Genomic DNA, 1,359 nt, shown 5'->3' with positions numbered 1-1,359 from the left:
CTCGGGTCAAGCCCACGAGCGTCCGGCACGGTTTATGCTTTCATGCGGCCTCTCGCAGAGCAAGCGGGGCGCGTTGCCGCCGTCGCGCGTGCGCGGCGCGTGTCGCAGCGGGTCCGAACTCGAATTTGGGCTGGTGCGGGTCGGGCTGCGGCATGGGTCGAAGCAATCCGGCGATCGGACGGCGGTGCATCAGGTTGGTCTTGATCAGCTGCGCGAAGGCGAGCGGGCTTTTGACGATCTTGTTAGCATCGTGCGCCAGACGCAGCAGCAGAAAGGCGATCAGGGCGATCGTGATCTGAATGCGGATGGCATTTTCGGAGGTTCCGACGAAGTGGCTGATCTTCAAGGTTTGTTTGACCCATCGGAAGAACAGCTCGATCGCCCAGCGCCGCTTGTAGAGATCGGCGATCTCCTGCGCACTCGCCTCCAGATCGTTGGTGAAGATGCGCAGCAGCTTGCCGTTGTCGTTCAACACGCAAACCTCGCGCACCAGACCAGACATCGGGTTCTTGCGTGAGGCGGCAAGCCGCTTCGGCAAATATCCGGTCCGATCACTCAGGATCGATGATCCTGCAGCCACCGGACGCTCCTCGACCACCTCAAAGGGCGTGTTGGCCTTCAGCCGCGTGACGATCCGGCAGCCGAGTTCATCGAGCTTCGCCCACCAACCAAAATCGTAGTAGCCGAGATCAAACACGTAGGTCGCACCGGGCTCGATCGGCATCTGTTTGGCCGCGGTGATGTCGTTGATGTTGGAGGCCGTGACGATCAGGTACAGCGGCTGGTCGGCGTCGGGGTCATAGACGATGTGGGCCTTGGCGCCACACACGTCCGTCGAGAACGTCGCCCAATTGCCGCTGAGACTGCTCAGCCGCACGCTCGTCGAATCGATCAACCGGACGCAATCCTTGACCTTGCGCCGATAGCCGGCCTGCAGCTGCTGGATCAACCCGGAGAGCAGCGCGCTGAACACCTCTGCCGCAGCTGATGACTTGTTCGCCGTTGACAGCGCCGACCTGGAGATCGTGGCGCCGCCCAGATGATAAAGCTTGCCTGCGTGGCTCTTCAGGGCGGTCTCGATCTCCCGCAGTCCGCGCGCCCCGCAGAGTTGACCAAACAACATCGCGATCAACTGTGCCTTGCACTTGATTTGTCGCTCGTCCCTGTCGGCATTGTGTTGTTCCACTAGCTGATCGAATGTCGCCCAAGGAATCTGCTTCAGAAGGCCATGAAAAACGATATTCTGATGCCGCACGGCGTTGGTCTCCTTTGAGTCCAGTTGATTCGTAACCACCTGAACTGAAGCAGAATCAATGCCGTGCACTTACACAAGCACAAATCGTGCCGGACGATCGTGGG

1 pseudogene is annotated in these 1,359 nt (G+C 60.1%); it reads right to left on the bottom strand.

The features are described 5' to 3' along the window. Positions 1-154: 154 nt before the first annotated feature. A pseudogene (locus FJ980_RS31935) lies at positions 155-1,255 on the bottom strand (IS4 family transposase); the annotation flags it as partial. Positions 1,256-1,359 lie beyond the last annotated feature (104 nt).

The organism is Mesorhizobium sp. B1-1-5, assembly GCF_006443065.1.
Taxonomy (GTDB): Bacteria; Pseudomonadota; Alphaproteobacteria; order Rhizobiales; family Rhizobiaceae; genus Mesorhizobium.
The sequence above is the reverse complement of the archived record's forward strand: the minus strand, read 5'-3'. Positions and strand labels throughout refer to the sequence as shown.